This is a genomic window from Dehalogenimonas formicexedens (assembly GCF_001953175.1).
In the GTDB taxonomy this organism is placed as follows: domain Bacteria; phylum Chloroflexota; class Dehalococcoidia; order Dehalococcoidales; family Dehalococcoidaceae; genus Dehalogenimonas; species Dehalogenimonas formicexedens.
This window is the reverse complement of record NZ_CP018258.1, coordinates 1,950,659-1,974,263: the sequence shown is the minus strand read 5'-3', so window position 1 is coordinate 1,974,263 and position 23,605 is coordinate 1,950,659. Positions and strand designations below refer to the sequence as shown.

The 23,605-nt window shown below is 56.0% G+C and carries 20 protein-coding genes; 8 read left to right on the top strand and 12 right to left on the bottom strand.

Annotated features, from left to right (window positions below):
• Positions 1 to 55: 55 nt before the first annotated feature.
• From Dform_RS10330 to gatB, 8 genes are all read right to left on the bottom strand, one after another.
• The gene (locus Dform_RS10330; RefSeq protein WP_083635449.1) at positions 56 to 1,543 is read right to left on the bottom strand and encodes a CCA tRNA nucleotidyltransferase; all 1,488 of its coding nucleotides are present in this window, start codon (positions 1,541 to 1,543) and stop codon (positions 56 to 58) included.
• Positions 1,544 to 1,656: 113 nt separating this feature from the next.
• Complete coding sequence (gene priA, locus Dform_RS10325) at positions 1,657 to 4,077, bottom strand: replication restart helicase PriA (RefSeq protein ID WP_076004893.1); 2,421 nt, start codon at positions 4,075 to 4,077, stop codon at positions 1,657 to 1,659.
• Between the two features lie 69 nt (positions 4,078 to 4,146).
• On the bottom strand, positions 4,147 to 4,500 hold the full coding sequence (gene rplS / locus Dform_RS10320; protein WP_083635448.1) for a 50S ribosomal protein L19: 354 nt from the start codon (positions 4,498 to 4,500) through the stop codon (positions 4,147 to 4,149).
• A gap of 241 nt (positions 4,501 to 4,741) precedes the next feature.
• The gene (locus Dform_RS10315; protein WP_076004892.1) at positions 4,742 to 4,945 is read right to left on the bottom strand and encodes a hypothetical protein; all 204 of its coding nucleotides are present in this window, start codon (positions 4,943 to 4,945) and stop codon (positions 4,742 to 4,744) included.
• Entirely contained in the window at positions 4,920 to 5,684 is a 765-nt protein-coding gene (gene trmD / locus Dform_RS10310) for a tRNA (guanosine(37)-N1)-methyltransferase TrmD (RefSeq protein WP_076004891.1), read from the bottom strand. Before trmD ends, Dform_RS10315 begins: the two co-directional genes overlap by 26 nt.
• A gap of 767 nt (positions 5,685 to 6,451) precedes the next feature.
• On the bottom strand, positions 6,452 to 7,279 hold the full coding sequence (locus Dform_RS10305; RefSeq protein ID WP_076004890.1) for an SAM hydrolase/SAM-dependent halogenase family protein: 828 nt from the start codon (positions 7,277 to 7,279) through the stop codon (positions 6,452 to 6,454).
• A gap of 75 nt (positions 7,280 to 7,354) precedes the next feature.
• Positions 7,355 to 7,573, bottom strand: a complete 219-nt coding sequence (gene secG / locus Dform_RS10300; protein WP_076004889.1) for a preprotein translocase subunit SecG — start codon at positions 7,571 to 7,573, stop codon at positions 7,355 to 7,357.
• 49 nt (positions 7,574 to 7,622) lie between these two features.
• The gene (gatB, locus tag Dform_RS10295; RefSeq protein WP_076005150.1) at positions 7,623 to 9,101 is read right to left on the bottom strand and encodes an Asp-tRNA(Asn)/Glu-tRNA(Gln) amidotransferase subunit GatB; all 1,479 of its coding nucleotides are present in this window, start codon (positions 9,099 to 9,101) and stop codon (positions 7,623 to 7,625) included.
• Positions 9,102 to 9,327: 226 nt separating this feature from the next.
• Between gatB and Dform_RS10290 the strand changes: the two genes are divergently transcribed.
• The 7 genes from Dform_RS10290 (at position 9,328) to Dform_RS10265 (ending at position 15,994) form a co-directional block, all read left to right on the top strand.
• Positions 9,328 to 10,353: a S1C family serine protease gene (locus Dform_RS10290; RefSeq protein WP_076004888.1), complete on the top strand. Its 1,026-nt coding sequence runs from the start codon at positions 9,328 to 9,330 to the stop codon at positions 10,351 to 10,353.
• Positions 10,354 to 10,383: 30 nt separating this feature from the next.
• Positions 10,384 to 11,214, top strand: a complete 831-nt coding sequence (locus Dform_RS10285) for a S1C family serine protease (RefSeq protein ID WP_076004887.1) — start codon at positions 10,384 to 10,386, stop codon at positions 11,212 to 11,214.
• A gap of 610 nt (positions 11,215 to 11,824) precedes the next feature.
• The gene (locus Dform_RS10280) at positions 11,825 to 12,370 is read left to right on the top strand and encodes a transposase (protein WP_099092378.1); all 546 of its coding nucleotides are present in this window, start codon (positions 11,825 to 11,827) and stop codon (positions 12,368 to 12,370) included.
• On the top strand, positions 12,363 to 14,375 hold the full coding sequence (gene uvrB / locus Dform_RS10275; protein WP_076004885.1) for an excinuclease ABC subunit UvrB: 2,013 nt from the start codon (positions 12,363 to 12,365) through the stop codon (positions 14,373 to 14,375). Before Dform_RS10280 ends, uvrB begins: the two co-directional genes overlap by 8 nt.
• A complete protein-coding gene (locus Dform_RS11490; RefSeq protein WP_192846588.1) occupies positions 14,362 to 14,520 on the top strand; it encodes a hypothetical protein in 159 nt (52 codons plus the stop codon). The genes uvrB and Dform_RS11490 overlap by 14 nt, the downstream gene beginning before the upstream one ends.
• Before the next feature lie 104 nt (positions 14,521 to 14,624).
• On the top strand, positions 14,625 to 15,428 hold the full coding sequence (locus Dform_RS10270; protein WP_145925588.1) for a phospholipase D-like domain-containing protein: 804 nt from the start codon (positions 14,625 to 14,627) through the stop codon (positions 15,426 to 15,428).
• Positions 15,425 to 15,994 (top strand): class I SAM-dependent methyltransferase, encoded by a 570-nt coding sequence (locus Dform_RS10265; protein ID WP_076004883.1) that lies wholly within the window; start codon positions 15,425 to 15,427, stop codon positions 15,992 to 15,994. Before Dform_RS10270 ends, Dform_RS10265 begins: the two co-directional genes overlap by 4 nt.
• Before the next feature lie 73 nt (positions 15,995 to 16,067).
• Here the strand turns inward: Dform_RS10265 and Dform_RS10260 are convergent, their stop codons facing one another.
• Positions 16,068 to 16,928, bottom strand: a complete 861-nt coding sequence (locus Dform_RS10260) for a universal stress protein (RefSeq protein ID WP_076004882.1) — start codon at positions 16,926 to 16,928, stop codon at positions 16,068 to 16,070.
• Positions 16,929 to 17,098: 170 nt separating this feature from the next.
• Here Dform_RS10260 and Dform_RS10255 point away from each other — a divergent pair, with 170 nt between their 5' ends.
• A complete protein-coding gene (locus Dform_RS10255; protein WP_076004881.1) occupies positions 17,099 to 17,530 on the top strand; it encodes a YkgJ family cysteine cluster protein in 432 nt (143 codons plus the stop codon).
• Positions 17,531 to 17,560: 30 nt separating this feature from the next.
• On the opposite strand, the gene Dform_RS10250 is transcribed toward Dform_RS10255, so the two are convergent.
• The 3 genes from Dform_RS10250 to Dform_RS10240 all read right to left on the bottom strand — a co-directional run bounded on the left by Dform_RS10250 (position 17,561) and on the right by Dform_RS10240 (position 23,009).
• Positions 17,561 to 17,869: a GIY-YIG nuclease family protein gene (locus tag Dform_RS10250; RefSeq protein WP_425481065.1), complete on the bottom strand. Its 309-nt coding sequence runs from the start codon at positions 17,867 to 17,869 to the stop codon at positions 17,561 to 17,563.
• Between the two features lie 161 nt (positions 17,870 to 18,030).
• Positions 18,031 to 20,712 carry an MEDS domain-containing protein gene (locus Dform_RS10245; RefSeq protein ID WP_076004880.1) on the bottom strand — a complete coding sequence of 894 codons (2,682 nt, stop codon included), beginning with the start codon at positions 20,710 to 20,712 and terminating at the stop codon, positions 18,031 to 18,033.
• Positions 20,713 to 20,891: 179 nt separating this feature from the next.
• Positions 20,892 to 23,009: a hypothetical protein gene (locus tag Dform_RS10240; RefSeq protein WP_145925587.1), complete on the bottom strand. Its 2,118-nt coding sequence runs from the start codon at positions 23,007 to 23,009 to the stop codon at positions 20,892 to 20,894.
• Positions 23,010 to 23,605 lie beyond the last annotated feature (596 nt).

The following is a 23,605-nucleotide window of genomic DNA, read 5'->3' as shown; positions in this document are numbered from 1 at the left end:
GAATTATGTTTAATTTATAGTTTTTTTGAGCAGCGGGATTTTACCCTCAGGTTCCTCATTTGGCTGTATTGATCAACCGTTCGGCCAGCTCGAGACCCTCTTCGTGGGTGCTGATTTCGCCGGTCGCCCGGGCTTCGGCGAGCTCTTCCAGGATCCGGCCGAGTTCCGGTCCCGGCTTCAGGCCGAACCGCGACTGCAGATCGTTGCCGTCGATCAGCCGGTCAGGGGCTTCCGCCTGCTGACGGTCGCGCTCGGACAAAACATAAGTCACTATTTTAACATGTTCGGCGAAGTTATCAAGCTGAAGGGTCGGTCCCCGCGCCGCCAGGTGGTCGGCCAGGCTTAAATAGAGGGTGGCGACGGCGGCATCGCCGGCATCCCGGTTGAAGCGGTAGACCGCCCTGGGGGTGGGCTGGATCGAGTCCGGGCCCATCTGGGTGGGGCGCATGTGAAGTTCCACCATGGCGGCGATAAACTTGATCTCCTTCTGGGAGAAGCGCAGGCGGGTGAGCATCGAAACCGCCGTTTCGGCGCCGCGGCCTGGGTGACCGTAGAACCTTACCCGTCCGTTGGGAGCCAGGGTCTTGGTCTCCGGCTTGGCGATGTCATGGATCAAGGCCGCCAGGCGGGTCAACGCCGTCCTGCAGGCGCCTGAGTTAACGGTGGACTCAAAGTAGTTTTGGACAGTTTTTGTCCAGGGGATCAGTTTTTGCGCCTCGACGGGGGCATAGTTCCAGGGGCCCCGGCGCAGCACCCAATCCAGGGACTGGACCGTCTTGAACTGATGCCCTAAGACATCCCAGGCGTGCTCGATGGGCTGGTCGACGCCCCTCGAAGGCTCGAGTTCGGGGAAAATCCGGGTCAAAAGCCCCAGCCGGTCGAGATAGTCCACTACCGAGTCCATCGACGGCAGCGAAAACAGTTTGACCAGGTCCTCCCGGGTGCGTTCGCCAGCGACGTTCTGACACAGGGCGGCGTTCTCGGCAATCAACTTCTCGGTTTCAGGCTCGATGGCGAAGCCCAGTTCGGCGGACAGGCGCACCCCGCGCAACAATCGGGCGGGATCGCTTTGAAATACGCCGGGGGAAACGGCGCGGAGAATCAGGTTCCGGGTGTCGGCGAGGCCGTTGGCAGGATCGATAATGGCCAGCCGGTTACCGGTCAGCTCCGGAATCGTCAGCGGCGCCGCCATGGCGTCCGCGGTGAAGTCCCGGCGCATCAGGTCATCGGCCAGTGTCCCATCTACCATGGTGACGTCAATCTGATCGAACGCGCCTGCAGCCAGGTTGATCCGGTACATCCCGGCTTCCTGGTGTAGAACGAACATGGTGGCGCCGAGTTTTGCCGCCAGAGCCCCGGAAAAAGCGCCGGCATCACCTTCCACCGCCAGATCCAGGTCCTTAACCGGACGGCCCAGCAGGGTGTCGCGGATAAAACCGCCGACGATGGAAACCCGTTCGCCGCGGCCCGCGGCGACCACGGCGGCCGCGATGATCTCAAGCTGGCCGGGGTCTGTAATCACAAGATCAGGTAAAGACGCCATTAAGTACACTACTATACAAGCAGGGGGTGACTACGACAAGCGTTAAGCCTGAAACCATGGGCGCCGACCTTGCCGGCGATGATTAACGTCGAATCAGGAGAAACCCGAAAGGGTTAATCCAAACCGAGGGGATCCACGTCTACGCCGACGCCGGAAGACAGACAGGCTTTATCCAGGAAATCAACGATATCCCGCCCCTTCACGATAACCTGCCAGCGGTATTTGCCCCGGCGGCGGGGAACGAACGCCGGCGCCGGGCCGATAAACTCGATGTCCTTGGCCCCGGTGGAATCCCGTTCCAATTCCAGTTTCTTCTTGAGATTGTGGGCAATCTGCAGGCCATCCGCCTCCGCAGGATGCTGGACGGTGAGCACCGCCAGTTCGATGAAGGGAGGATACCCCAGCAGACGGCGATACTCCAGTTCTTTTTGATAGAAGCCCTTATAGTCATGCGCCACCGCCGCGGTGATGGCATAGTGCGCGGGCTGGTAGCTCTGGACAACGACCCGGCCGGGAAACTCTCCCCGCCCGGCGCGTCCCGCCACCTGAAGCAGAAGCTGGAAGGTCCGCTCGCCAGCCCGGAAATCGGGGAGGTTGAGCGCGGTATCGGCATTGATGACGCCCACCAGTCCCACCCTGGGCAGGTCGAGGCCGCGGGCGACGACCTGGGTGCCGATCAGGATATCCGCCTTGCCGGCGCGGAAATCATCGAAAATCCGGTATCCGGTATCTTTATCTCGGGCGGCATCAGAGTCCCAGCGCAGGATTTTGACTCCCGGAAACTCCTTCTTCGTCTCTTCTTCCAGTTTCTGCGTGCCCAGGCCGATAAACTTGATACGGCTGCGGCCGCAAACGGGACAGACGGCAGGCACCCGGTACTGAGCGTTGCAGTGGTGGCACACCAGCCGGTTCTCCACCGGGTGAAAGCCTAAGGGCAGGCGGCAGTTGCGGCATTTCAGGACTTCGCCGCAGTCGCGGCACTGGATGAAAGTGGCGCCGCCGCGCCGGTTGAAAAAGAGGATGACCTGTTCGCCGTTTTTGAGCGCGGCTTCTATCTCGGCTTTCAGTTTGCGGCTGAAAATGGAGAGATTGCCGCTTTTCAATTCGTCGCGCATGTCGATCAGGGTCACCGGGGGAAGCGGGGCGGAGGGGTGGGGAGTGAGCCGGTCCGGCAGTTCCAGGAGGTGGTAATCGCCGCGCAGGGCCTTGAAATAACTCTCGATGTCCGGGGTAGCGGACCCCAGGAGCAGCGTAGCCCCGGTTTCCAGGGACAGGCGGCGGGCGGCCTCCCGGGCGTGATATAAAGGCGGCGTATCCTGCTGCTTGTAAGCCCATTCGTGTTCTTCGTCGATGACTATCAGACCCGGATTGGCGAACGGGGCGAACAGGGCGCTTCTGGGACCTATGACGATGTCGTAATCGCCCTCGGCGATGCCCCGCCACTGGTCAAACCTTTCCCCCAGCGAGAGTTTGCTGTGGAGAACCGCCACCCGGCCCGAGAACCGGGCGGTGAAGCGCTCGATGATCTGATGGGTCAGGGAAATCTCCGGCACCAGCACCACGACCTGCTTGCCCTGTTTCAGGGTGTGTTTGGCGGCATGGAGGTAGACCTCCGTCTTGCCGGAGCCGGTCACGCCGTGAAGCAGGAAGGTCTCGCCCCCGGCCCGGTCGACAGAAGCGGTCACTTCGGAAACGGCCGCGGCTTGGGCGGGGGTCAAAGTATGAGGCATGGGGAGCTCGACGGCTGCCGGAAGACTCGGATTGCGGCGGGATTCCTCGTTGGCGATGTGAACGAGGTCTTTGGCCACAAGAGCCGAAACAACGGCGGCGACATCGCCAAATTCCCGCCGGATCTCGGCTAACGGGAGGCGGCCGCGCGAGGTGGCTAACAGCCGGAGGACCGCCGATTGTTTGGGGGATCGCTTAAGCAGATTAGCCGCGTTTTTCAGGGCGTTCTCGGGATCGCCTTTCAGGTGCACTACCCTTTCAAGCAGGGGCTTCACCTTGAGCGCCTGCAGCCGGTAGCGGCGTTCGATCAGCCCGTGACCCAGCAGATGCCGAACGGCTTTTTGGGCCGCGAGTTTGCCGAACCGCTTTTCGAGCGTTTTCTGATCAGCGGGAATAGTGGTGTCAAGGGTAGCCAGGAAGTCCCGTTCGAGTTCCGAAAGGGGGATTTGGCCGATGTCCAGCCCCGAACGGGTAAACACCGACTCGGCGGACCGCTCAAAACCGGGCGGCAGCCACAGCGCCAAAGAAGGGAATAACGGCGCCAGGTAATGGCGTCTTATCCAGCGGCCGGCGGCCAGTTGAGCGGCGGTCAGGTATAACGGCGGATCGATGACCCCGGAGAGCTGGCGGGTGGCATCGAATCTGGGGGTGTCCGAGACCTCGACGGCGATGCCCTGAAGTATCCTGGGGCCGAAAGGAACCAGGACCGCCTGGCCGGGACGGACGGCGAGGTTTTCCGGCAGTTCGTAGCTGTACGCGCCGCGCCCGGCGGCTGGGGAATTGACGCTGACCTCGGCGTAAGGCAAAGCATACTCCCCTTGTTAAATCGGCGTCTCCTATCTGGAGACGCCGATGAAATTCAACGACCGGAGAAATCAGGTGGCGGTTCCGCGCTCGCCTTCCTTGATTCGGGCGGCCTTGCCGGACAGGTTGCGCAGGTAGTAGAGTTTGGCGCGGCGGACACGGCCTCGGCGGGTCATCTCGATCCTGGCAATCAGGGGCGAGGTGAAAGGAAATATGCGTTCGACGCCGACACCGTAAGATACGCGGCGCACTGTGAAGTTGCCGCCATCGGCGCCGGAGCGTTTCCTCAGAACAATGCCCTGGAACACCTGGATGCGTTCCTTATCACCTTCGATAATCCGGTAATGCACTTTGACGGTGTCGCCGGGGTTGATCTCCGGAAACTCGGCTTTGACCACCGGAGGCACCAATTCATCAATTCTCATACCTGGGAACTCCTTGTCTTGCCCGCCCCGGTCATCACCAGGCGGATAAATTCAATGTCACAGACTGAATAGTAAATCACAAATGGGGGGTTGATGGCAAGCCCAGCCGGCTAAAGGCGCCGGAAACCTCAAATCCCAAGTTCCAAATACCAAACAAATAACAAATACCAAATATCCAATATCAAACGGAAGGCAGGCCCCCGGATATTTAAAACGGGGAGGGGTGATAGAAGATTTCAGGCTATGTTCGCATATTCCTGTCGTTCATATCCTGAGCCAGACCGTCGATGAACATGGCGACCAGCCAAAAAACGAGAATGAGGAATCCGAAAGCGGTCAACTCGTTATTAAAAACGGCGTCGCCAAAGGTGATGCCCAGAGACAAGGTAACCACAATGCCGATAGGCGCCACGAAGATCTTAGCCCGTTTGGCTGTCAGTTTCACGCGTCGCCTCCGGTTCCGAATTTAGTTCGGCTAACGTTTTCCGGTCGGCCTTTGATAACGCGACACCAGCCAACATGTCCGGTCTCCGTTCCGAGGTGCGTTTCAGCGATTCTTTGCGCCGCCATTTGGCAATCTCTGCGTGATTTCCTGAGAGGAGAATCGCCGGCACGGGTGTCCCCCGGAATTCCGGAGGGCGGGTATAGTGGGGATATTCCAGGAGCCCCTGGCTGTGGGATTCCTCAACGTGGGACTCTCCGCATCCCAGGACGCCGGGAATGAGCCTTGCCACGGCGTCCACGATGACCATAGCGGGCAGTTCGCCCCCGGAGAGGACGTAATCCCCGATGCTGATCTCGTCGTCGATATATGATCTCACCCGTTCGTCGAACCCTTCGTAATGTCCGGCGATGAGGATGAGGCGTGATTTTAGAGCAAGTTCCGCAGCAATACCCTGGCTGAAGAGTTTTCCGGAGGGGGACAGCAGAATTGTCCTTGATTCCGCATCTGACAGCCTTTTTACGGATTCGATGGCCTCCACCACAGGCTCCGGTTTCATAACCATGCCGGCACCGCCGCCGTAGGGCGTGTCATCCACGACGTGGTGTTTGTCATGGGTATAGTCCCGGATCTGGTGAAAGTGGATCTCCAGAAGGCCCTTTTCGGCGGCCCGTTTCAAGATGCTTTCGGAAAACGGTCCGGCAAACATTTCCGGGAACAGCGTCAGAATATCAATCCGCATCGACTGATTTTAACATAAACCGGTATTCCGGTTTGACCGGTCAAAATACGAATCAGATGGATATATGGGTTTATGAACACGGTATTCATAACGCGATAAGAGAAGAAAAACGGGCTTGGAGACGGGTTAATACGAGTGAACGATTATGGTGATTGCCGGCAAATCCGCCTGTTTAGCTACACTTACCGTTGACCTTATACCGGATTGGGAGTAGGTTATAGGTGTGAGTACCGGTACTAGTACTCACAGGGTCACCCAAATAAAGCGAAAGGAGGGCGAATGGTAGAGAGACAAGCCGTTCTCGGGATTTGGCTCTTTCCGTGCACATGCTCCTCGCTGGGAGGTGGGAAATCCTAGTCAATGTCCATGGCGAGGAGTCAGGACGAAGGCTCTTGAGCTTTTCATAAGTGAGGATTGAAACCCATCTGGTTTTCTGACCAGGACGGAAAAGTAAAGGGCGAAGAACTTTCCCGGGTAACGAAAATAGAATAGGTCTCAAGGATCCACTGGTTCCAACCAATCTGGTTTCAACCAAGGGTTCAAAAGAGTTCAATCTTGGGGCGGGTGCTTAAGCGGACTAGCTAGGCACCCGCCTCTTTTTTAAATTCCAAGCACCAAGCACGAAATCCTAAACAAATTCAAAGGACCAAAATTCCAAATTCAAGCCGCAGAACCTTGCGGCGCTGTTCCGGTTCCAGCCGGGGAGTTCACTGAGCTATGAACTGATTTCGGCGATTACACGCAATCGATTAATTGCCAGAACCCTGTTATTCGGATGAAATTCTGATTTTGCCGCCCGCTTGAATGCCGGTTGAAGCCGCCGCACTTCCCCCAGGCACAGCTATTTCCAGGTAACCTGAGGACCCGATGAGAGCTATCAATCCGGTACCCTCGGCATAGGTCTTTTTCAGCCCGCTTATAACGTATTTGCCCAATTCGACGCGCAGTCGGTTACCCAAAGGCAGGTCATCGGCGCGGACATCGGTGATGAGATTGCCGAAGCTGTCGACAATGACAATGCGACCCAGAATCGACCCGTCGGTCTGCCTGGTTGCCTGCGGCAAATCGAGCATAACAAGGCGGTCCATGGGTTCTCCGAAAGCGGTTAACTCAAATCCCTTCGAGAGCATCGCCGCCACGGGAGCCATGATATCGCGTCCATGGAAGGTGTTCGATACCGGTTGGCGGAAGTGCCGGCTGTTGGTGACGGCCACCGCTTGGGCCGCCGCAGCAAGTTCGGCGCGATGCCGGCCGTCCTCCGAAGGGCCAATTTGGGTCGCATAATCTCTGAGGACGTACGAAAACACCCCGTTGTCAGGGCCGACAAATATGCCCTCGGGCGTTTTAACGGTAATGATCTTGCGGCCGGTGCCGACCCCGGGATCGACTACAACCAGGTGAACGGTGTTCTCCGGAAAGAAGCGGTAAACCGTTGCAAGGGTAAAAGCGGCCTCGAAGACGTTCTGCGGTGAGATGCGGTGGCTGATATCGACAATCTGGGTCTCAGGGGCGATACCCAGGATGACGCCCTTCATGGCGGCGATATAGCCGCCGGAATCCCCAAAGTCGGTAGTCAGGGTGATAATGCCGGACATGACCCACCCCCGGGCGAGTTTGGCCCCGCCCTCTCATGATACTCGACCGCGGGATCGCGGCGAGAGTATTTTAAGTTAGATTACCAGCAACACCCAGATGGAAATGAGAACCAGGAGGACGACCAGGACGATGGTCATCTGGAAAAGCGTCTTTTCAATGCCGCGCTTGGTGCGGAAAACAGTGTCGGACTGCCCGAAAATGCCGCCTAATCCGCCGCCGCGGACCTGCAACAACGCCGCCAGGCCCAGCGCGACAGCGACGATTATCTGGGCAACGAGTAAGAATGTCAGCATGTTTTAACCTTCCTGTAGGGGCACGGCGCGCCGTGCCCGCGGGCTTAAATTAACCTTCCTTGAGCTTTTGCAATATTATATCAGAAGCCACTGCCGGGTTGGCTCGCCCTTTGGACAGTTTCATCATCTGGCCGACGAGGAATTTCAGCGACTGCTCCTTGCCCGCTTTGAAATCCGCGACAGCGGCTGGATTATCGCCAATGATTTTCGCCGCCATCTCCCGCAACGCTGAATCATCGGAGATCTGGGCCAGGCCTTTCTCGGCGATGATGGCATCGGCAGCCTTGCCTGTCTGCCACATTTCTTCGAGCACGGTCTTGGCGGTGGCGGTATTGATGGCGCCTTTGGAGGTTATGGTAATCAGCTGAGCCAGGGCCGAAGCCGGAACCCTGGCGGCGAAAGCATCGATGCCCGCGTTAACCGCGTTCATGATCCGGGTAACCTCGCCGTTGACCCAGTTGGCGGCTTCTTTGGCGCTGACTTTCAGATCGGCGGACAGCACGCCTTCAAAATAATCGGCGGTGTCCCGGGCAGCGGTCAGCAGCGTCGCGTCATATTCGGACAACTCGTAATCACGCGTAAACCTGGCCTGGCGGACTTCGGGCAGTTCGGGAAGTTTAGCCCTGATCTCGGCGATCCACCTGTCGTCGAACTGGAGCGGCGGCAGGTCGGGCTCCGGGAAATACCGGTAGTCGTGGGCGAATTCCTTGGAGCGCTGGGAAACGGTGACGCCTTTTTCGTCCTGCCAACCGCGCGTCTCCTGGGGAACCCGGACGTGATTGTCGTAGTCTTTAGCCTGGCGGACTTCTTCGTATTCCAGCGCCCGGAAAACGGCGCGGAATGAGTTCATGTTCTTGACTTCAACCTTGGGATTGAAACCGGTTTCGCCTGTTGGCCGCAGCGAGATATTGGCGTCGCAGCGGAAAGAACCTTCTTCCATGTTGGCTACCGACACGCCGAGGTAGCGCAGGATGGTGCGGAGCTTCATCAGGTACTGGCGGGCTTCCTCCGGGGTGCGCATATCCGGCTCGGAAACGATCTCCATGAGCGGCACGCCGGAACGGTTGACGTCCACCAGGGAGTAACCCGGGCCGCCCGGTTCGTCACGATGGACGAGCTTGGCGACATCCTCTTCCAGGTGGACGCGGGTGATGCCGATCCGCCTGACCTTGCCGTCGACGGTGATGTCGATCCAGCCCTGGCGGCCGATGGGTTCGTCATACTGGGAGATCTGGTAGCCCTTCATCAGGTCGGGATAGGCATAATTCTTACGGTCGAACTTTGAGTGCGGCGCGATGGTGCAGTTAAGCGCCAGCGCCGTCATCATGGTGAATTCGACGGCTTTCTTGTTGATCACCGGCAGTACGCCGGGCAGGCCAAGGCAAACCGGGCAGACGCGGGTGTTGGGCGGAGCGTCGGCATAGTCCGAGGCGCAGCGGCAGTACATCTTGCTCTCGGTCGCCAACTGGGCGTGTACTTCCAGCCCGATGACTGTCTCGTATTTGGAGGGGATCGTCGCGTTAGTCATAAAATTAACCTTGTAAGTATAGCAATACCATTTTGCCTCAGCAACCGGACGCAGTAACGGTTGAGAATTCATTTCTTCGAGGTCTTTCAAATCGCTTGACCTCAAAGTTCCCACGAATCGCACATAATTTATCCACTATTGCGTGACAAAATAAAAATGTCATAATAGAAAAAGAGGGTAAATAAGTCGTAATTTTACAAGAATATTGGAAAGGATGAGATTGGAAATGGAAATGGAATCGTCGAACATGCCGGAACAAAATCCTTCGGAAGAGATGAGGGCACCGGAAACGCATCCCGCGGCAATGCGGCAGCCCGCGCCTTCTCAACCGGCGCCCGAACGCATGGAACCCATGCCGCGAAAATCGCACGGATCGGGAAGCAACGCTCTCGTCGCCGTCCTCATCGTCATCCTGGCTCTTGCCACCGTAGGCAACGGCGCGCTGGCTATTCAATCAAATTCCAAGGTGAACACGGCCAATACCGACCTGACCTCAGCTCAAAGCGCTAACACCTCCCTTCAATCCTCTATCGCTCAGCAGCAGACTGCGGCCAATACGTTGAGTGCCAATCTGGCAGCGCTGCAGCAGACCGTGTCCAAGCTGAGCGGCACCACCACTCCGACCCCCACGACCACTGATTTTGTCACGCCCGCCAAGCTGATCGAACCCCAGGTAGTGTATATAGAGGTTACCGACCGTACCGGCGGCGCCAGCGGTTCAGGCACCATTATCCGCTCCGACGGTTATGTCCTGACCAACCAGCACGTGATCGCAGGCGCGACGTCGATAACCGTTACATTGAAAACGGGTGAGAAGTTTACGGCCACATTGGTTAACAGCAACGCCGACCTCGATGCCGCCATTCTCAAGATGAACACCACCCGCACCGACTTGCCGACGGTAACCATTGGCTCTTCGGCCTCGGTGGTCATCGGCCAGGAAATCCTGACCTGCGGCTTCCCGCTCGGCTCCGATCTCTTCGCCCCCAATGCCGCCTTCGGTCCCGCCACCTTCAACGCCGGCGTGGTCTCGGCAATACGCAACCTCCCTTCCGGCAATACTGATAACCCGGCTTTCACCCTTGACTACATTCAGATTGATGCCGACATCAACCCGGGCAACTCCGGCGGCGGGCTGTTCACCCTTGACGGCAAGCTTGTCGGCATCCCGTCATACGGGTTTGCCACCGGTATCAACACCGCCATACCGATCGACGCTGTCAAAGCCCTCATCCAGAGTTCGGTAAAGTAGTGTAATTGAAGAAGGAGAGGTTGAAATGATATGAAAAATCCAGCTTCAATCGCTATTGTCGTCGTACTTCTGGTTGCCAACGGCGTTTTTGCCGCTTTCAACCTTGGGGCGGCCAGCACAATTAATTCCGACCAGGCAAAGATCTCGGATTTGACCTCCGCCAATACCTCGATGCAAAGTGGCCTGGCATCCCTTCAAAGCAGCAATACCCAGGCTCAGACAGCCCTGGCGGCGGTTCAGGCGGCGGTGGACAAGCTGACCTCCCAGACGTCTTCCGCGGCCTCAAAATACGGCACGGTGATGAATTCGATTAACCCGGTCGTCGTCAAGATCAATGCCACCGGTACGGGCCTCAGGGGTTTTGCTTCCGGCGTGCTGGTAAGTTCCAACGGATACGTCCTCACCGTACTGCATAATGTCACCGGTGCCAGATCAATCACCGTCACCCTGTCTACCGGCGAACAGTTCACCGGGACGCTGAGCGCCACCGATACCGTAAACAACCTGGCGCTGATCAAACTGACTTCGACGCGAACGGATTTTCCAGCGGCAGCCCGGGGATCGATGAGCACCCTTCAGAACGGACAGATAGTGATCTCGGCCAGTTACCCCTTAAGCGATGAACTGCACGGCCCGGCGACGTTCGACACCGGGATCGTATCGGCGCTGCGTACCGACATACCGGCCAACTACTTCATCCAGAGCGATGCTGATATCGCCCAAGGCAGCGGCGGCGGCGGCCTGTTCACCATGGACGGGAAGCTGGTCGGAATCGCCTCGCTCGGCATAGCGGACGGGATTTACGATTACATCCCGGTCGATGCGGCGGCTACATTGTTAACAGGCGCTAACATCACCTAGTCGAATTTAATGGGATACGAAGAGGAGGCCCTTGTGGTCTCCTCTTTTGTTTTTCCAACCGATTTGATGCCGTTACATAATCGCCCAAATGTCTTATAATTTAATGTATGCCTGAATTCAAGACCATTTCGAATCGTTCGTCGGTGCCCGTAGGGGCAGGTTTTTAACCTGCCCGGGGCGGGTCAACGACCCGCCCCTACATAAGATGACGAAAATGCCGAATAGTAAATTAAAAATCCACCATAGACGTTCGATTCGCCTCGAAGGGTTTGATCATCCGGTGACGTCATTTCCACCGAAAAGGAAATTATATGGATAAGGAACATCTCCCGGATAATGTTGATTTCGTAGGGGCAGGTTTTTAACCTGCCCGGGGCGGGTCAACGACCCGCCCCTACATAAGATGACGAAAATGCCGAATAGTAAATTAAAAATCCACCATAGATGCTCGATCCATTTCGAGGGGTTTGATTACTCGATGACATCATTCCCACCGAAAAGGAAATTATATGGATAAGGAACATCTCCCGGATAATGTTGATTTCGTAGGGGCAGGTTTTTAACCTGCCCGGGGCGGGTCAACGACCCGCCCCTACATAAGATGACGAAAATGCCGAATAGTAAATTAAAAATCCACCATAGACGTTCGATTCGCCTCGAAGGGTACGATTATTACCAGCCCGGGGCGTATTTTGTCACGTTTTGTACTAATAACCGAACGAGTTTATTCGGTGACGTCGTTGCCGGTAAAATGTATTTGAATGAATTGGGTAGTATTGTCCGGGATGTGATTGATGCGCTGCCTTCCCATTATCCATCGGTCGAGATAGGTTCCTGTGTTGTCATGCCCAACCACGTACACGCGATAGTTATTATCAATCAAACAGCCGATAATCGTAACACCATTCAGCTATCTGAAGTTGTAAGATTTGCCAAAAGTTTTTCGGCTAACCGATGCAATAAGAAACTCGGGAATCGTGGTACCCCGGTCTGGCAACGAAACTATTTCGAGCATATCATCCGGGACGAACAAGACCTGAACACTATTTACGATTACATCGAGACCAACCCGGTCGGTTGGGCAGATGATGAAGAGAATCCGCGGACAGAGAGAAAGGTTGGGTCAACGACCCGCCCCTACACGAAAAATGCCTGAATTCAATCTTATTTCCGATTTTGGACTTATGGGTGATCAACCTGGGGCGGTGGCGGGGTTGACCAAGGGCCTCGCCGATGGTCTTAAGGACCAGACCCTGCTCGGCGTCACCGGCTCGGGCAAGACTTTCACTATGGCCAACATCATCGCCCGCTGCGGCCGCCCGGCGCTGATCATTTCCCACAACAAGACCCTGGCGGCCCAGCTCTACGCCGAGTTCCGGGAGTTTTTCCCCAACAACGCCGTCGAATATTTTGTCAGCTACTACGATTACTACCAGCCTGAAGCGTACGTTCCATCCAAGGATATGTACATCGAAAAAGATGCCGACATCAACGACGAGATCGACAAGCTCCGGCATGCCGCTACCAGGTCGCTCCTGTCGCGCCGGGACACCATCATCGTCGCCTCGGTTTCCTGTATCTACGGCCTCGGCGAACCTGAAGAATACATGCGCTTCGTTCTGAATCTCGAAAAAGGGGCGCGGTACCCGAGGGCAGAGATCCTGCACAAACTGGTCGATATGCAATACGAGCGAAACGACCTCGATTTTTCGCGGTCGAAGTTCCGGCTGCGGGGAGATACGCTAGAACTGCACCCGGCTTACGAGGAAACGGCTCTGCGGATCGAATTCTTCGGCGATGAGATCGAGCGCATGGTGAGGATAGATCCGCTTACCGGCGAGATGCTGGAAGAGCTCAAGATGGTGGATATCTACCCGGCCAAGCATTTCGTCACCTCGCCGGAAAAGCTTGTCAAGGCTATCCAGGCCATCCGGGAGGAGCTGGCGCAGCGGGTGGAGCAACTGAAGAAAGAAGGTAAACTCCTCGAAGCCGCCCGGTTGGAACAGCGCACCGAATACGACATTGAGATGTTGGAACAAGCCGGTTATTGCAACGGCGTGGAGAATTATGCCCGGCACCTCTCCGGCAGGCCGGCGGGTTCGGCGCCATGGACGCTGCTGGATTATTTCCCCAAGGATTTCATCCTGTTTGTCGATGAGTCCCACATGTCGCTGCCCCAGATCCGGGGCATGTACAACGGAGACCGGGCACGTAAGGAAGTCCTTGTCGATTACGGTTTCCGGCTGCCGTCGGCCATGGACAACCGGCCCTTGAACTTTTCCGAATTCCGGCAGCGTTTCGAGCAGGTGGTTTACGTCTCGGCGACGCCCGGGCCTTACGAGAAGGAACATTCTCAGAACACTGTCGAGCAACTCGTTCGGCCGACCGGACTCCTCGAACCCATTATCGAGGTGAAACCGACTGAGGGCCAGATCGACGACCTGCTGTACCAGATTAAACTGAGGGTTGAGAAGGGCGAGCGCTGTCTGGTGACCACACTGACCAAGAAACTGGCGGAGACTTTATCGGAATACATTGCCGAATCAGGGATCAAGACCCAGTACCTGCATTCAGAGGTTGAAACCTTCGAGCGGGTGGAGATACTGCGCGATCTTCGATTGGGTGTCTACGACGTGGTCGTCGGCATCAACCTTCTCCGTGAGGGCTTGGACCTTCCGGAGGTCTCTCTCGTTGCCATCCTCGATGCCGATAAGGAGGGTTTCCTCCGTTCCGAGTGGGCGCTCATCCAGACAATGGGTCGTGCTGCCCGCCACGTCGACGGCCGGGTTATCATGTACGCTGATAATATGACCGGCTCCATGGAGCGGGCCATCGCCGAGGTCAAGCGCCGGCGTGAAGTGCAGGAAGCCTACAACGCCGAGCACGGCATCACACCGCAGGGCATCCGCAAAGCCATCAAGGATATCACCGAACGAATCCGCACCGCCGAGGCGGTGGTAGCCGAGCAGTCAGCCGAGTCTTACAAAGCCATGCCTCTGACTAAGGAGGACCTGGCTCGTCTCATTCGTGAACTCGACACCCAGATGAAGAAGGCGGCCAAGATCATGGACTTCGAACGGGCGGCGCTCTTGCGCGACCGGATTGTTGAATTGAAACGTGAATTGATAGAACCGGAGGCCAAGCCCCGTGCCAGGCGATAACGATCAGGGTTACTCGGAAACCCGCCAGGAGCGCCGGGAAAAGAAGCGCCAGGCGCAGAAAAACCGGATGACGCATCACGGTAAATCGATTGCGCTGATTTATCGGCAAAGCGTCGAGAAACGGGCGGGGAAGAAGGGGAAATAATCGTAATTAGGTAATATCGGTGACAATTAATCAATAGCCACGTTTTGCATTTTCTGGCTAGTTTGGTATATACAAAAGCCCAAGGGATTGCCTGGGAGTTAAAAATGGCCGAATTTCTAAACACCCAAAACGCCTATGCTGCCATTACCGATATCGTCGCGAAAGCGCAACACCAACTGGTGCTCATAACTCCTTACATTAAAATGCCTTCCCAATTGATGCAAAGGTTAATGTATTACGACAAAAATGGTGGAAATACTATCATTGTTTGCCGTAAAGACGATTTGAAGGAGGATACCTTACAAGAACTATTAAATCTTAAGCACTTAGATTTGAGGTATCTTAAAGAACTACACGCCAAGTGCTTCTACAACGAGTCTTGTATGGTGATTACCTCACTGAACCTTCATGATTATTCACAGCAAAACAACTATGAGATGGGCATTTTGCTTAAAAATGATGCTGACTCCACACTTTTCAATGAAGCGGTTAAAGAAGCGAATTTCATCACGGGCTCGGCTGTTCCCCATGAAAGCCCTAAAACCACAACATATAAACCTAAAGAATTGTCTATTGCTTTTATTCGTGAAAACCCCACTAGGGTTAATCACAATCCAAAACCCCGAGTCCAGATTACCGACTCAAAAAAGCAGAGTTCAACAGATAAAGTAATTGGTGGTTTGGCGGCTGCTTTGTCCGGGATTTTTGGTCCAGAACAAGGTCATTGCATTAAGTGTGGTAGCAAAATCGACTTTGACCCAGAGAAACCGTATTGTCCAGATTGCTACGCAGTTTGGTCTAAATGGAAAAATGTGGATTACCCTGCAGAATTTTGTCACAGTTGCGGAAAATCCCATAAGACCACAATGGCAAAACCTTTGTGCCGAAACTGCTATGATAAACTATGACCGACGCCCATTTTGACATATCCAAAGCCGCCCGCCTGGATAATCCCGGCCGCATCGCAGAGTTGAGGATTCCCGATCTTCTGCGCGACATCGGCGGGGTGAAAACCGGAATGGTCTGCGTCGACCTGGGATGCGGCACCGGGACATTTACGCTGCCATTGGCCGGCATGGCCGGAGACAGTGGCAAAGTTTTTGCCGTTGATGACAGCGCTGAAATGCTGGGTATCCTTGGGTCCCGCAATCCACCGGGGAATGTGGTTACGATTAAAGCGGATTTCATCGGGACCGGCCTTGAAAACGGCATTGCGGATTTCTGCCTTACGGCGTTCATTTTGCACGAGACCAGGCATCCTGAAAAATTGCTGGCTGAAGCCTATCGGCTCCTGAAACCGGGCGGCATTTTACTGGCAGTAGAGTGGCGGCCGGATTATGAAAGCCACGGCCCGCCGCTCAATATACGAATATCTGCCGAACGAATGGAGACAATGTTCGGAGTCGCGGGTTTCAAGATGTTCCGGACTGCCATGTGGACTGAGAAACACTATTACGGGACCGGTGCAAAATAAGTCACCGGACCGTTAGTCTTCGAAAAATTGGTACGGGGATTTGTTTCGTATTTCGTGCTTCGTGCTTTCGGATTTATCCGCCCGGCGGATGCACCACCAGCACCGGGGTTGTACCGTAAACGACAATCTTTTCTGTGACAGAACCGAACACCCACCGCGTCAGACCGGACAGGCCATGGGTTGACATGGCAATGAGGTCCACCTGGTTATCCCGGGCATAATTCATGATCAGTTCGGCGGCGGACCCGGTTTTGACCACCGTAGACACGGTGATGCCCTTTTGGCGCAGGGCTTCGGCGCGGCGGTTCAAAAAGGTGGTGGCGTCCGCTTCGATCTCGGCGTCATCTATGGGGAGGGTATAGGCGCCCATACCGTCAACGCTCGGCAGGTACCGGACGGGTTCGACAACCTGGGTAAGCACAACCTCGGCGTTGAAGGCCGGCGCCAGCTGGCTGACGATATCCAGGGCGGCTTGCCCAATGCCGGATCCGTCGAGGGGAACCAGGATTTTACTGATGAGCGGTCTATTCTCAGGCGGCGGAGATTTGATGAGAAGCGCCGGCTTATTGGTGCCGGTCATGATCTTGTTGGCAACCTTGCCTACCAGCGCCGAGCCGCGTCCCGAAGCCCCGTGGGCTGAAAGGATGACCAGGTCGGCTACGTGTTCCTCGATGAACCGCAGGATTTCCTCGGCGGCTTTACCGTTCTGGAGGCGGGTTTGCCAGGCTCGCTGGCCGGGATATTTGGCTTTTAAGCGTTCGTCGAGGTGGCGGAGATAATTCCGGTACAGGTTGCCGGTATCGGCGGCGCCGGTTTCGTCGACGCTGACAAAATCAAGCTGAGCGCCCAGTTTCTGAGCCAGCGCCATGCCGTAAGGGACGGTTATTTCCGCCTCCGCCGAGCCGTCGAGGGGAATTACAACCTCTTTGATCATGCGGCTTTACCTTTCTTCAGAGAGTCGAATGATCGCCTGTATCGCTAGTATAACATCGTTTGCCTGCGCCGTGGCAAGAAAATGACAGCATCCATCGGTTAACCTATAATATTTCTGTCGATGTCGACAGGCCTGGGTGAAATCCCAGGCGTTTTAATATGAGGTGACATGTGTCCGGTGAAGGTTCTTTCCAGTGCTTTTGCTGCGGCGTGTGCTGTTCCAAGTACCAGGTCCAGATGACGGTGAATGAAGCGCACCGCATCGCTGAAAAATTGAAAATTGAATGGGATATTTTCGAGAACGATTATCTTGACGGCGCCTGGCCGGGGACGAGGACGGTGCTGCTGCGCCACCGGGAGGGACATTGCGTTTTTCTGGAGCAACAGCCGGACAAACGGGTTTTCTTCTGCCGCGTCCACAAATTCAAGCCCGAATCCTGCATCCAATGGAACGCCGACGCCGATAAGAAAGACTGCCAGGAGGGGCTCGAAAAACTCTGGAATCTGACCGTCGACGCTGAGGGCAGTTTCTCCGGCGCGCCGGGCGCCGTGGAAGAACTCGAGGCACTCCTGGAAACACTGAGCAAACCAACTCGCCGTTGAGCATCGCCCCCAAAGGTTTGTCATTCCCCGCTATAGCGGGGAATCCACGTCACCTGCTAGTTCGGGATACAAGTCTCGCCACTCGGGATTATCAGATTCAATGAGTTGTTTCTTCCAAGCCCTGTTCCACTTTTTTAACCGTTTCTCGCGCCAAATTGCCACTGTGACGTCGTTGCATTGTTCAAAATGTACCAGCATGTGTACGCGATACTTCTTTGTGAAGCCATCGACCAGGTCATTCCGATGCTCGTAAACCCGGCGGATCAGGTCATTGGTCACTCCGATGTAGAGATGTTTCGTTGGGTTGGCTTGCCATAATGTAGACGTAGTGCAATCCATGGCAATGTGGATTCCCCGCCTGCGCGGGGAATGACAAGGTTGTTGGTCATTTGTCACACCCATGTAAACGTCCTGATTCGGTTGTCTTGCCGTGTACAGGCGCAGTGGCAACTCCCGCGATTGGGATTATGTTTGCTGGCTCCGGGAAAAATGGGCTGACTTCAGGGATTGACGGTTGCGTTAATGGGCAGGGTCAGCGTTATGACCGTCCCCTTGCCTGGGGCGGAAACGCACTCACAACTACCCCCCAGGAGGGCCGCCCTCTCCCGCATCGCTGACAAACCCGTGGATTGTCCCGGCTGCAGCAATGAAGGGTCGAAACCGCGGCCGTTATCCCGGATGCCAACGAACAGCCTGTCTCCCCCATTTTTGATGCTGACCCAGGCTTCCTTGACCCCGGAATAGCGCAGGACATTGGTCAGCGCCTCCTGGACGACGCGGAAAGCCCCGGTGGCCTGGTCGATGGGCATCTGGGGCAGCAGCTGGCATTCGAAAAATACCTTCAGCCCGGCCTGGGTCTGCAACTGTTTGAACAACGACTCCAGGGCGGGCACCAGTCCCAGTTCGTCAAGCACGCTGGGGCGCAGCGACAGCGAAAGGTTTCTCACGTCACGGATGATGTTGCCGATCTGGTCGGAAAGGTCCTTGAGGATGGGATGAAGTTCCTCGGGGGCCTGCCGGTCGGCCCGGCCCGCCATCAGCTTGGCCACGGTCAGTCCCTGGCCGATCTCATCGTGCAGTTCGCGGGCGATGGCGCGGCGTTCGGTCTCCTGGACGCCCATGAGGCGGTTGGACAGGGCCCGCGCCGTTTCCTCTGCCCGTCGGCGAAGCTCCACCTGTTCCCGGAGTTCAAGTTCGACCTGTTTAAGGTCGGTAACATCGCGGGCGGCGGCGAAAACCCCGCTGACATTACCGTCCAGGTCACGGATAACCGAACCGTTGTAAAGAACATCGATTAACCTGCCATCTGCACGCCGGATGGTAAGCGGATAACCGGTCACCAACCCCTGCGCGAAACCATTCAGATACGCTTGCCGCGCCTTTTCGGGGTCGGTGAAATAGCCGCAGAAATCGTCTCCGATGAGCATGTCGCGTTCAACGCCTGTGGCTTCGACGGCTGCCTGGTTGACATCGGTGATCTTGCCTTCCGGGTTGATGGTGACCAGCGGATCCACTGAAGCCTCTAGTAGACTTCGTACGTAAGAGTGGGCCCGCGCCAGTTCCGAGGTGCGCTCGTGGATCCTGGCTTCCAGGTTGCCTTTAGCCTGTTGCAGCTGCTCCTCGGCCGAAAGCCGCTGCAGCGCCATGCCGATATTGGCGGCGATACTCTCGAAGAAGCTCACCTGGTCGGGGGTGAAACGCCCCGGCTGCCGGTCGTTCAACTGCAGCAGCCCCACGATTTCATTACCCGCCGTCACCGGGAACAGGCCGACAGACATGTAACCTGTGTGGATGCACCGGTTACGGGGTTTAATCCGGGGGTCCTCCTCTGGGGTCAGGGCTAACAGATCCGATGAATGGTTGGTCCAGAAGCTTCCGGAGGGCGTAAAGCAAGGCATATCCGGAAGGCCGCGTCCCGAAAGGATCAGGCCGCAGGTGCATTCCAGGTTCGGACGGCCGTCCGCGCCGGTGATGACCTGTCCGTCGCCGCCCCTGCGGCACAGGAAATTTTCTTCCCTGATGAACTCATCGGAAAAGCCCTCGATGCCGAAATAGGGATAGTCCTCCCCCATGGACAGCCTCAGGCCGACAGCCTCGAAGCCCGTCGCCTTCTGGATCAGGCGGAGGGTGTCGCCGATAATCACCTCGAGCGGGTCATGCCGGTTTAGTATCTTGAGGATCCCGGTCAGGAGGGCCTGGCTGGATTCCTGGCTCTTGCGCTCGGTGATGTCGCTGAAGATGGTGCCGAACCGGTTTTTGCCCGGCGAAAAGACTGAAATGCTGAAGTGCTTTCCCATGGGCGGGAAATACGTTTCGAAGGATTCCGGTTTGCCGGTTAAGGCCACTCTTTCGTAAATGTCGAAATAGGGCGGCTTTCCGGTGCCGTAGAGCGCCGACGCTTTTTTCCCCATCGACTGGGAACGGCTCAGGCCGGTGAAAGACTCAAAGGCCGGGTTTACCTCGAGGATGCGATAATCCACGGCTTTCCCCGAATCATCGAAGACCAGTTCATGCAGGCACAGTCCCTCGCGCATCGAGCGGTAGGTAGCCACGATCTGCTCCTGCTGCCGCTGCAACGCCTGGCGGGTCTCCCGGTGGGCTGAGCTTTCGATCAATTGCCACTGGCCTTTTTGCTGGATCAGGGCGAATTCATGGTTCTTGATGACGTCAATGATCTCGGTCGCGCCGCATTTTTCCAGCGAGTAGGTGCACAGCGCCAGCATATTGTACTGGCCGATGACCGAATCGACGGCGCGCTCGTAATCGGTAAAGCCGTCCCAGTCGTCCTTTTCCAGCCAGAAGGTGTTGCCGGTCAGCCGCAGCCCCTCGAACCCGTTGTCGAGGGCTTTATTCAGCCTGTCGACCCACCCTGCCAGGACGCGATTTGAATCGAACGTCCCGCCGATCAGATACCAGTCCCGGTGCGACAGGATCTCGATCTGGCCGGAGGCGATCCTTGAATCCAGGTCGGGTACCGCTTCGGACAGGGCGGCTTTAGCCTCGGCGACATCCAGGGGTTCGGAGGTGATCCACATGCAGAACTCGTTGTTTTCAAGCCCCGACCGGAAATACGGCACCAGAGTGTCGATCAGGTCTTGCCTGGATTGATAGAACTGACAGAAACGCGTGCCCCAGGGCACGTTGCCGATAATGTCGATTCCGCTTTGCCTGAGGGTTTCCAAACGGGTCTCCGTTCTCCGGATTCGGGGTTACAAGGATCATGGAGAAGAGTACGTAACATTATACTCCGGACTTCAACAACCGGTTAAATCGATCTCAGGCGAACCGGGCGGACGCGAATCAGCGGGCAAAAAAGAAGCCCCCGGTAATCGGGGGCTTCTTTGGGTTCAGAAATTAATCCCTAGAATGAAGACCGGCGTCTCATCAGCAGCAGGTACACCCCGCCCCCGATGATGATCACGGCAAAGAAGCCGACGGTCACCCACACCCACACCGGGACGTCCGCCCAGGAGAAGCCGACGACGAAGGAATTGGCGGTGCTGGGGGATCCGACATTGCCCGCGGCGTCCGTGGCGATAACCCGCCAGTAGTACGGGACCTTCTTTGAGACAGTCGGCAGTTCCTCAGCCTCGGTCGTGGTGTAACTGGTGGTGGTCAGGCCTTCCTTGGAAAGGATAAGGGTGGTGAAGTTGGCGTCGGTAGCCACTTCTAGTTTGTAGGTCACCGGGTTGGACTGGTCGGTGACGGCGCCCCAGGTGAATGTGATAGGCTGCTTGGCCTTGATCCCGGATGCCGGTTCGGTCAGGGTCGGTCCGGCCGGCGCCGTGCCTTCCATAGTGAACGTGAACGGTTTGGTCGTCTGTCCGTCTGACACCGTCACCGGATGGGCGCCCTTGGCGATAACCGGAGCTTTGAAGGTAATGGTGAAAGCGCCGGAAGTGTTCGATGTGCCGGTGGCCACTGAGTTTTCCTCAAGCTTGACGGTGATAGTCGCATTAGGTTTGAAGCCGCTGCCGGTGACCGTGATGTCCTGGCCGACAAAGCCCGGCGTAGCCGATGTATCCGGCGAGATGCTGGCGGTTATGGATGAAGAAAAGGCTGTCGTGGCAACGTTGCCCAGTCCGTCGGCGGCGATGATGGTATGGGAGCCCTCGACAGCGCCGGGGACGGTGAATATGCCGCTGAAAGTGCCGTCGGGCAGGACCGTAAGCGTGGCCGGCGCGGTGGGCAGGGCGATGGCATCATAAGCCAGGGTTATCTGACCGTTGGGATAGAAGCCTGTGCCGCTGATGGTGACAGAGTCGCCGGTTTTGCCCGTTGTCGGGCTGACGGTTATCTTGGAGGACACCGTGAAGTTGGCCTGGGCAAACATCGCGGCGTCTGTAGTCACCCTGGCGGTTATCACGTGGACGCCGGAGGGTGAGTTAGTGATGGTGATAGTTTTGGAGAAGCTGCCCTTGGTATCGGTGGTGACCGTGGCGCCGGTGATCGCCGTGCCGTCGAATTCGAATCCGACGACAACGCTGTCGGCGAACCCGGTGCCGTTGACCGTCATTACCGTCCCAACCGGGCCGGAGGCCGGGCTGAGGATGATCTTGGACTGGTTGATGGTAAAGGCTTTTAGCGCAAAAACCGTGGTGTAGGTGTTGTCCCGGACATAAATGGTATGCTGTCCTCTGGTAGCAGGCGGGATCACTATACTTGTGGCTGGAATGGCACCCAAGGAGTTGGCGGCCACTGTGACCAGCGGGGTGTTGGTGATGCTGTCAAAGAAGACACTGACCGAACCAAGGGCGGTGAAGCCGTCGGCGTTAACAGTAACCGAATCGCCTACAGCTCCGGCTTCTTGGGAAAGACTGATAATCCTTGAAAGAATGGCGAATTGGGTGCTGGCGATATTCGATGCTGAGTCGAAGGCAGTTATGTAGTAGGGGACAGGCAGGTAAGGAGTTTGAGGGAGATTAAATGGGTTGCTAGTGAATGATCCATTAACATTCTGCGTTGTGCTCACAGTCATCAATGGGGTACCGGTTGTAGTTTGGGTTGTCCCAAAATAGATGTTTACGGCTAGATTGGCTCCAAATCCGCTACCGTAAACGATTATTGGCGTTCCTGCCGTGGCGGAGATTGTGGATAATGTGATCGAAGGAGTTACGGCAAAATTACCTACATCTACCGCTGTCGGGTTGCCATCCCCAAGCACGCTTATTTTATAGTTCCCTTTGGGTACTGCGGGAACCGGGAAATTCCCGGAAACGAATCCATTTGTCGGTATAACCGTCGACTGGATCACGGTCACATTTATACTGTTGTTTCCGGCATCGATACCAATAAAATGGACAGTATAATTAGTCCCTGTTACCGGGGTCGGATCTGTACTAAAGGTCACCGTGGAGCCTACGTGTCCTGTTATCGGTGCCGAACTAACCGCGGACACCGGAGAAATGAACACTCCGATCGCGATCGACGCAGCAATTATCAGAGCGGGGAACACCCTTAACAACGTTTTAATCTTCATCTGCCTGCTTTACCCTCCTGACATTCCAAACGTACTTCCGAATTTGCCGGTATTATAGCACGAGTTTTCCGGCCTGTATCCAATTTCTTTAGAAATATTACGATGGTAACACCTGCGCTCATCTGTTTGTAACGACAAGGCGCCGGGGAGGATAGCCCCGCCTTTCCACTAGTTGCTGACCGCTGGTAGCACTAACCAAAAAATCAATTACGAAGTTGTAAACACTACAGAAAGGAAAAAACGTCGTTTCTTCCCAAATTTCCATCTTCCCACAATGGTTGTTCCTGTACTATTTTTTATTGGCGCTGTTGCGTGGTTCTCATATTTCTTATATATGCATATTCAGGAAGCTGTTTTTTTAAACACAGGAACACATGCTACAGCGGTGGTAGTTAGCACGAAAGCGGTCTCGACAGGCAGGTATTCAACTGACTACCGCGTTACATATGCGTTTACAGCGAACGATGGCAGATCGTGGACGGCAACGCATTCGCTTTCTTATAATTTATATAAGCCACTTAAACAGGGAGATCCGATTGACGTTGTTTACGACTATTCACGCAACATGAGCGCGCCACTAGGGTGGAATACATATA